Raw genomic sequence first — 8,635 nt, 5'->3', positions numbered from 1 at the left:
CGGGGTCGGTTGCCCGGTGGGCGGCATTGGCGGGGGGTGGGCCCCGCCGTGCCCGGCTCCGGGCGGTCAGGCTTGATCCCTGCGCCGGGCACGGCGGGCCCCACCCCGTCGGTGGTAGCCGTCCGTTCCGACCCGTGCGCGGAATCGGGCAGGCCCCGTCCCCGGCGGGATGGTCGGTTCGTTCCGGTCTCTGCGCCGGGTTGGGCAAGCCGTGATCCGGGCAGTCATCGCCGTCCCGATTCCTGCGGCGCTTGCGGCGAGTCCTATCCGTGGGCGATGGTCGTCGTTCCGCCTTGCACGTGCGGGGTTTGGCGCGCTTTCGATCCGGCGGCGATCGCCGTCCGCCCGATTCCTGTGCCACGTCCGGCGGCCCATCCCGGCGGGGTCGCCACTCGTGCTGATGCCTGGGCTGGCGGGGCCCAGTGGTGTTCGCCGGTTCGTTCGGTCCTGCCGTGGACGCGGCCCCGCCGCCCTCTCGGGGCGGTCGCTGTTGTGAGCGATATACCTGTGAGGCATAAATATGCCTCTGAGGTATACCGCTCGTTGACCACCTCGCCCCCGAGGTTCGCCTCATCCTCCGTTCGCGGTGGTCGACGACTCGATGTCAGCGATGTCGGCATGTCGGTGTGTCCCGGGTGGCCGGATGGCCCGGTATCGGTGATACCGAGTCGATCAACCCCAGCCGGCCGAGTTTGGCGCGCGAGGACGAGCCCATCCCCGCGTCGAATGTCCCGTATCGGGTGACCCTTGCCTGTGACCGGGTGCACCCGTGGGGTGGAATCGTGGCGGGCCGGGGGTCGTTACACACCCTGACGATCGCAGTACCACCGGCCCGGCACCCCGCCCCCGCAGGGTTGGGATGGCAGCCAGCGCCGGGTTGGAATGCCCGCGAGGCCGCGGTCGTTGCAGCCCCCTGACGATCGCAGCACCACGGCCCCGGCACCCCGCCCCCGCAGGGTTGGGATGGCGGCCGGGCCCGGGTTGGAATGCCCGCGGGTGGCCGGTCGTTGCAGACCCGCGAACGACCGCACCAGCACCCCGTTCACGCAGGGTGCCGATGGATGGGCCACCCCCTGGAATGGGTCGGGCCCGGGCGGTCGTTACACAGAGTCCCGGCGCCACGAGCCCCCGCCCGTAGGCCGCCGAACTCCAAGACTTTTCCCCTGTGTTGTTGAAAGCGCCGGACGAGGTGCTCGCACCCTTGCGCCGTTCCCCTCGGGCGTGTGGGTGTCTACCCCCTGAAGGAGCTGATCTCTCATGAACACGATCATTCGTAAGAGCATGCTGTCTGTTGCTGGTCTCGCGTTCGCCGGTGGCGTCTTCGCCGGTCCGATCGCCGCGCACGCCGCCTCCCCCGTCGAGGGCAAGCCGGTCGCGGTCGCGGTGCAGACGGTCAAGGTGCAGGGCGCGCAGTCGCACATCAACCTGAACGACGAGCAGACCGGCAACGTGAAGGCGATCATCGCCGCGACGAAGAAGGCCGGCCTGCCTGAGCGGGCCGCGGTCATCTCGATCGCCACGAGCCTGCAGGAGTCGAAGCTGGAGAACCTGGGTCACCTCGGCGACGCCAATGACCATGACTCGCTGGGTCTGTTCCAGCAGCGCCCGACCTCGGGTTGGGGTACGCCGGAGCAGATCACCAATCCCGAGTACTCCACCACCGCGTTCCTCAAGGGTTTGAAGCAGGTCGACGGGTGGCAGGACATGGCGTTGACCGACGCCGCGCAGACCGTGCAGGTCTCGGCCTACCCCGATGCCTACGCCCAGTGGGAGCAGCAGGCCACCGACCTGGTCGCCCAGCACTGGAACAGCTGACCCACCGCACCACCGCACGACATCGACCGCTGGCCGGCACCCCACCCGGGGTGCCGGCCAGCGGCATACCCACGACCGGCCGCTGGTGGCGTACCCCTCGGGTTGTCAGTCCCTGGTGTGGTTGCGCGTGCGCAGGATGTCGATCAGCGCGGCAATCAGCGCGAGCGCGATGATCCCGGTGGCCAGTGTGAGCGAGTATTCGAAGGCCTTGGTCCAGTTGCCGTGGTTGTCGGCCAGCGACGAGAAGAACATCGAGCCGACGGCGGCGATGCCGGCGGCGGCGCCGATCCGCTGACCGGTCTGGAGCATGCCGGCGCCGCTGCCCGCCTGGGGTACCGGTACCTGGGCGAGCGTCAGGGTCTGGTTGGGTGCGATCACCAGGCCGCTGCCGACGCCGGCGACGAGCAGCGGAGCGGCGGTGACCCAGGGCGCCGGGGCGTCCGGAGCGAGGCGCAGCGCGACCACCGTCGCGGCCAGCCCGATCACCACGCCGAGCAGGCCGATGGCGACGAGCGGTCGGCCGAAGCGGTTGACGATGCGTCCGCCCAGCGCGGACGCCGCGGCCGAACCGAGGGCGAACGGCGTGATGGCGAGGCCGGCGACGAGCGCGCTGTAGCCCAGGCCGTTCTGCAGGAAGAGGGTGAAGATGAAGAAGATCGCGGTGAAGCCACCGAAGTAGACCAGAGCGATGAGCGACCCCAGGGTGTACGACTGGAAGCTGAACAACCGCAGGTCGAACAACGGTTCGCGGTGCCGCGCGTACCACCGCTCCCAGAGCCCGAAGGCAACCAGCACCACCAGGCCGGCCGGGATGAGCGCCCACTTCCACGGGGTCCGCCACTGCTGCTCCTGCACCAGCGGCAGCAGGACCAGCACCACGCCCACGCCGAGCAGCAGGACGCCCACCGGGTCGAGTCGGCGCCGGTCCGGCTGGCCCTCGGGCCGGCCGGGCAGCAGGCGCCAGCCGAGGATCGCCGCGACGATGCCGACCGGCACGTTGACGAAGAAGACCCACCGCCACCCGTGTTCCTCGCCGCCGATCGCGATGAGCAGACCGCCGAGCAGCGGCCCGACCGCGGTGGAGATACCGATGGTGGCACCGAGCACCCCGAACGGGCGGGCCCGTTCGGGCCCCCGGAACAGTTGCTGGATCAGCCCGATCACCTGGGGGTTCACCACGCCTGCGGCGGCACCCTGAAGCAGACGGGCGATGACCAGCCATGCCGGGGAGGTGGCCAGACCGGCCAGGGCGCTGGTCACGGTGAACAGCACGATGCCGAAGACGAACGCGTTGCGCCGGCCACGGGCATCACCGAAGCGGCCGGCGGGCACCAGCACCAGGCCGAAGGTGAGCGCGTACCCGGAGAGGACCCACTGCAGGTCGCTCGGGGACGCGTGCAGCGCACGGTCGATGGACGGCACGGCAACGTTGACGATGCTCACGTCGAGCAGCGTCATGAACGCGGCGACCAGCCCGACGCCGACGGCCTGCCAGCGTCGTCGGTTCTCCGCCGGGTCGACCGGCTGCGGCGAGCGCGCCGCTGTCATCGTGCCCCCCGTTGACCGTCGATCATCACTTCTGACCGCTACCCCGGTCACCGGGGGGCGAATCGTCGAGGGCCGTACCGCGGGTCACGCCATCTGGCGCGCGCAGAACCGGGGCCCGAAGTCGAGGCCCGCCATCGGTGAGTCCTCGCGGTGCAGCAGGCCCTTCTCGGTGAGCAGGTGCAGCGGTGCGTCCAACTGCTCCTGGGCCAGCCCGGACTCTTCGGCGATCAGGTCCGGGTACGGTACCTGGCCGCGCGCTTCGAGCGTGGTGACCGCCTGGTACACCCGTTGCTCGACCTCAGACAGTTGCACCTGCTGCATGACATCCTCCTTGGCTCGTCCGCCCCTGCGCAGACGGTTGCGCTGCGCCGGTTACCCCCTGCGTGACCGAAGATGCCCACCCGATCGGGCGGTCGGCGCCGCCCGCGGGATGCGCCGCGGCCGGGCCGGATGGCGGACGTGCCCTAGGCTGCACCCGTGATCGTCTGGGATCTCGTCGTCATCGGCGCCGGCCCCGCCGGCCTCTCCGCAGCCCATGCCGCCGCCCGCGCCGGCGTCCGCACCCTGGTTGTCGAGCGGGCCGAGCACCCGCGTTACAAGACCTGCGGCGGTGGCCTGATCGGCACCTCACTGGCCGCCGTGCGGGACCGGATCGAGGTGCCCGCGCACGACCGGGTGACCCGGGTGACGTTCACCCGCGACGGCCGCCGTGAGTTCACCCGCCGGCACGGCAGTCCGGTGGTGACCATGGTGCGCCGCGAGGAGTTCGACGACCGGCTGCGCGCGGCCGCGGTCGCCGCCGGCGCGCAGATGCGGGAGCGGGTGGCGGTTCGCGCGATCGAACAGGACCCCGAGGTGGTACGCCTGCGACTGGCCGACGGCACGTCGATCACGGCCCACGCGGTGATCGGCGCGGACGGCTCCTCCGGGGTGACCGCCCGGCACGTGGGGGTCCGCTACCGGCAGGTGGACCTGGGGCTGGAGCTGGAGGTGCCGGTGCCGCCAGCGGAGCAGGATCGGTGGCGGGGGCGGCTGCTGCTGGACTGGGGCGCGATGCCGGGCTCGTACGCGTGGGTCTTTCCCAAGGGCGATCGACTGACCGTCGGTGTGATCGCGGGCCGGGGCGCGGGGGAGGGGACGCGGGACTACCTGCGGCGGTTCGTCGACCGGTTGGGGCTGAGCGGGCTGCCGGCGGAGCACGACTCAGGTCACCTGACCCGCTGCCGTACCGAGGATTCGCCGTTGCGGCACCGCCGGGTGCTGGTCGTGGGGGACGCGGCCGGGCTGCTGGAGCCGTGGAGCCGGGAGGGCATCAGCTTCGCGCTGCGCTCGGGCGAGCTGGCCGGGGCGGCGGTCGCCGACGGCGACCTGGCGGGGTACGAGCGGGCGGTGGCCGAGCGTCTGGTGCCGTCGATGCGGGCGGGGTACCGCCTGCTGGAGCTGTTCACCCGCCGCCCGGAGGCGTTCCACGCTCTGTTGGCGACCCCGCCGGGGTGGCGGATGTTCGTTCAGTTCTGTCAGGGCCGGGCGAGCTTCGATGAGATGCTGGCGCGCCGGTCGGTCCGGGCGGCGCTCGCGGTGCTGGATCGACTACCCGTCGCTCGCCGGCAACGCCCCGGTCACCCAGTATCCTAGGACGCCCTACGGGTGGTGACGGCCCGCACCCGAACGGCAGGGAAATCGCACCGACCGGACTGCTGGTGCGGGTCGCTCCGACCGCCACACAATGACGGGGGAGCAGGGGGTGCGCCGATGACCGAGCAGCCGTTCACCGATGATGAGTACGCGTTCCTGCGCCACGTCCGGTTCGGGGAGCTGCCGCCCGCCGTCCGCCCCGAGGAGCGGGTTGAGCTGACCGAGACCGATCCGGGACGTGACCGCCCGGAGAAGGCCGAGGACCCCATCCGCTGGAACGTGCAGGGCTGAGAACGCGGAACGGGCCGCAGGTCGCCACCCACGGCCCGTTCGCGGTACGTACCGGTTCGCCGACCGGCCCGCCTGGGTCAGAAGACCGGCACACCCTCGCGCACCAGCCGCCAGTTGGGCTGGAAGAAGTCGGCCGGGTCGATCGTCCCCCTGGCCTGCGCCCAGTCGATGAGCAGCTGACGGATCTCCTGCTGCGCGTTGTAGACCTGGGTCTTGACGATGCCGGGGAAGTTGCCGCCGCCGCTGCGCCGGTAGTTGTTCACCGCCACCACGAACTGCGCGTTGTCCGCCACCGGGGTGTCGGTGCCGGGCAGCACCAGCCGCGTGATCCGCTGCCCGACCGGCTTGGAGATGTCGATGTCGTAGTCCACGCCGGAGAAGACGTCGTAGTTGTAGTCCGGCACCGCCGGGTCGCTGATCTGCTCCGTGTCGACCGGGGCGCCCGGCGCGAGGGTGCGGAAGTACCGCGCCGAGTACTCCATGTAGGCACGCACCTCGGCGCCGCTGAGCACGACCGCCTCGAGGGTGTTGTCGTACACGTACAGCCCGGCAACGTCGCGAATCTTGACGTCGCCGGCGGGGAAGACCGCGGTCCGGCTGAAGGGCGCCGCGATCGACAGCACCGGCAGGTCCGCGTACGCGGTGCCGGTCAGCGCCGCGCCGACCACCTCGGTCTGCACGTGGTTGATGAAGTCCAGGATCGGGGTGTCCTTGTACCGCGACTCCGCGGCGGACAGCTCCACCGTGGACTGCGCGACGACCTGGTTGACGTACGCCACGGTCTTCTGGTGCTGCGCCCGTACGACGGCTAGCACCTTCGGGTCCTCCACCACCGTGTTGGTGTTCAGCATGGTGGCGGACTTCCCGGTGATGGTCCACCGGCCGCGCTCGCGAGCGAGGGTGAAGTCCATCCGGGTGAGCCGCTGGCCCCACTTCGACGGCTCGGAGAGCAGCACCTGGGCGCCGGTCCGCTCGTTGGTGACGAACCGCTCGACCACCTCGTTGTGGGCGTGGCCGAAGAGGATCGCGTCGATCCCCGGCACCTGCTGGGCGATCAGCGCGACCGGGTTCTCGTTCGGCAGCTCCGGGCCGTAGCTGGAGGTGCCGCTGTCACCGCCGTGCGCGGAGATCAGCACGAGGTCGGCGCCGCGGGCCCGCATGATCGGCACCCATTTCGCCGCGGTCGCGACCATGTCGTCGAAGCGCAGCTTGCCCTCGACGTTGCCCTTGTCCCAGATCGCCACACCGGGGTTGGTCAGGCCGAGGATGCCGACCCGCAGGGTCGGCGCGGCGAAACCGAGAGAGACCTTCTTGATGACGTACGGCAGGAAGGCCGGCTTGCCGGTCTTCGCGTTGACCGCGTTCGCGGCGAGCGCCGGGAAACCGAGCTGGCGGATCCACAGGTCCAGCAGCGGCAGCCCGTAGTTGAACTCGTGGTTGCCCAGCGTCACCGCGTCGTAGTCGATGACGTTCATCGCGCGGGCCATCGGGTGCTTCTCCCCGGTGGCGGTGATCGGCTCCTGCTTGGCGTAGTACGTGGCCAGAGGCGTGCCCTGGATGGTGTCGCCGGCGTCGAGCACCAGCGTCGCCTTGCCGCGCCGCTCGGCGCGGATCTGGTTGATCAGGGTAGCCAGCTTCGCGACGCCGATGTCGTTGTGCTTGCTGTCGTCGTACTCGGCGTCCCGGTAGTAGTCCCAGTTGTAGACGTTGCCGTGGGTGTCCGACGTGCCCAGGAGGGTGAGGTCCCAGGTGCGTGACCGGGCCGCGCCGGCCGCCTGCGCGGGGGCGGCGGCGATCAGCGGTGCGGTCGCCGCCGCGGCCGCGGCGGCGAGCACCTGGCGACGCGACGGGCCGGAGGGAGAGGTCATGAGGTGCCTTTCCATGGGGTGGACGCGCCTCGTGGGCGCCTCGCGCACCATAACCAGCAAGGGTCACTTTTGCCACGCCAGCCCCATCGTTCCCGCCGATTCCCCCGCAACGGTCGGTCGGTGCGGTCAGCGAACAGGGTCAGCGTGGCCAGGTTGCCAGGCGCTGCCGGACCCGGGCCACGTCCGCGGGGCCCAGGCCGTAGCGGCCGAAGCGCTGGTCGGGCAGCCGGTCCAGGTACCGTCCGGCGGCCCGCACGTCCGCCGGATCCAGTGCGGGGTCGACCTGCCGGGCCAGCTCCAGCAGTTCGGTCACGTCGTAGTGCTCCAGCGCCGCCGCCACGTCGATGAAGTCACGAACCTCCCGCCGGTTGACCAACGCCGCGACCTTGTTCGCGACCAGGTCGCGGACGTCCATCACCGGGCCGAGGTCCATCACCACCGGGCTCTGCTGCCGGTCGAGCCGGGCCAGGCTGAGCCGGATCTGCCGCCCGTCGCGGCTCACCACGAAGTCCTTCATGTCCCGCCCGTACCCGTCGAACAGGTCGGCGAGGTCGCTGTCCGGGTCGGCGTCGCTGACCGTGAACCCGGCCAATTCCAGCGCCACGCGTACCCCGGCGGAGGCCGCCGCCGCGGCGCCCTCCACGTCGGCGAAGAGGTCCACGTCCTCGGTGGGGCGGGCGACCAGCCCGTGCGCGGCCCAGGCCACCCCGCCGCCCAACACGAAGCGGTGCGGGCCGGCTGCGGCGAGCGCCACCCGCGCCACCTCGCGGTAGAACTCGTGCAGGTGTGGTGCGATCACGCCGCGCGCAGGCCCCTGTGCCGGCTCTCCCACGCCTGGCGTACGCCCCGGGGCAGGTTCAACAGCCGCCACACCCGGCGCAACGTCCGCCCGTTGATCAGGACGCGCAGATCTTCGGCGCGGGTGGTCTCCCGAAGCACGTTCTCGTACATCCAGAGCAACTGGTCGGGGTCGCCGAGGTCAAAGGTGCGCTCGGCGTTCCACATCAGCCGTACCGGTAGCTCCACCACGCCCCGGGTGGGACCGCCCAGCTCGACGAGCGTCCGCGCCACCACGGCAGGGCGACCCGGGCGGGCCAGGAAGGCCACGCCGGTCGTGGTGGGGGAGACGGCCTGCATGGTGTCAGGGTAACGCTCGCCGGTGCTGGTGTCGCTCACGGCGTTCTCTCCGCTGCTGTCGGCGTGGCTGTTTCGGGTGCGTTGGGTGTCCGGGCGGTTGGGTGTCCGGGCGGCTGGGTGTCCGGGCGGCTGGGTGTCCGGGCGGCTGGGTGTCCGGGCGTTGGCAATATCAGGCTTGGCGCGCGGCGGTTGCGCCGGTCGTGGCGGGGTCGCGCTGGTGTGCCGGGTTTGTGCGCGGTCGTGGCTGAGGTCTTGGTGCTGTGCCGGGTTGGTGCGGGGTGGGGCCCGCCGTGCCCGGCTCCGGGCGGTCAGGCTTGATCCCTGCGCCGGGCACGGCGGGC

Annotated in this window: 8 protein-coding genes; 3 read left to right on the top strand and 5 right to left on the bottom strand. The window is 71.3% G+C overall.

Features of this window, described 5'->3' with window-relative positions:
• The first annotated feature begins 1,257 nt into the window (after positions 1 to 1,257).
• Positions 1,258 to 1,815, top strand: a complete 558-nt coding sequence (locus tag ACWD6N_RS36695; protein WP_450006581.1) for a hypothetical protein — start codon at positions 1,258 to 1,260, stop codon at positions 1,813 to 1,815.
• 105 nt (positions 1,816 to 1,920) lie between these two features.
• Here ACWD6N_RS36695 and ACWD6N_RS36690 read toward each other — a convergent pair whose 3' ends face one another.
• Together ACWD6N_RS36690 and ACWD6N_RS36685 are read right to left on the bottom strand one after the other, a co-directional pair.
• The gene (locus ACWD6N_RS36690; protein ID WP_450006579.1) at positions 1,921 to 3,363 is read right to left on the bottom strand and encodes an MFS transporter; all 1,443 of its coding nucleotides are present in this window, start codon (positions 3,361 to 3,363) and stop codon (positions 1,921 to 1,923) included.
• An 84-nt stretch (positions 3,364 to 3,447) separates the two neighbouring features.
• Positions 3,448 to 3,684 (bottom strand): hypothetical protein, encoded by a 237-nt coding sequence (locus tag ACWD6N_RS36685; protein WP_354968794.1) that lies wholly within the window; start codon positions 3,682 to 3,684, stop codon positions 3,448 to 3,450.
• A 156-nt stretch (positions 3,685 to 3,840) separates the two neighbouring features.
• Between ACWD6N_RS36685 and ACWD6N_RS36680 the strand changes: the two genes are divergently transcribed.
• Positions 3,841 to 4,998, top strand: a complete 1,158-nt coding sequence (locus tag ACWD6N_RS36680) for a geranylgeranyl reductase family protein (RefSeq protein WP_450006577.1) — start codon at positions 3,841 to 3,843, stop codon at positions 4,996 to 4,998.
• A gap of 117 nt (positions 4,999 to 5,115) precedes the next feature.
• Positions 5,116 to 5,289 carry a hypothetical protein gene (locus tag ACWD6N_RS36675; protein WP_354968796.1) on the top strand — a complete coding sequence of 58 codons (174 nt, stop codon included), beginning with the start codon at positions 5,116 to 5,118 and terminating at the stop codon, positions 5,287 to 5,289.
• A gap of 77 nt (positions 5,290 to 5,366) precedes the next feature.
• On the opposite strand, the gene ACWD6N_RS36670 is transcribed toward ACWD6N_RS36675, so the two are convergent.
• The 3 genes from ACWD6N_RS36670 to ACWD6N_RS36660 all read right to left on the bottom strand — a co-directional run bounded on the left by ACWD6N_RS36670 (position 5,367) and on the right by ACWD6N_RS36660 (position 8,294).
• On the bottom strand, positions 5,367 to 7,157 hold the full coding sequence (locus ACWD6N_RS36670; protein WP_450006575.1) for a bifunctional metallophosphatase/5'-nucleotidase: 1,791 nt from the start codon (positions 7,155 to 7,157) through the stop codon (positions 5,367 to 5,369).
• Between the two features lie 139 nt (positions 7,158 to 7,296).
• Complete coding sequence (locus ACWD6N_RS36665) at positions 7,297 to 7,956, bottom strand: nucleotidyl transferase AbiEii/AbiGii toxin family protein (RefSeq protein ID WP_354968798.1); 660 nt, start codon at positions 7,954 to 7,956, stop codon at positions 7,297 to 7,299.
• Positions 7,953 to 8,294 (bottom strand): hypothetical protein, encoded by a 342-nt coding sequence (locus ACWD6N_RS36660; RefSeq protein ID WP_354968799.1) that lies wholly within the window; start codon positions 8,292 to 8,294, stop codon positions 7,953 to 7,955. Before ACWD6N_RS36660 ends, ACWD6N_RS36665 begins: the two co-directional genes overlap by 4 nt.
• Between the last annotated feature and the right edge of the window lie 341 nt (positions 8,295 to 8,635).

The organism is Micromonospora sp. NPDC005163, from assembly GCF_053599835.1.
This window is presented reverse-complemented; position numbering and strand designations above follow the sequence as displayed.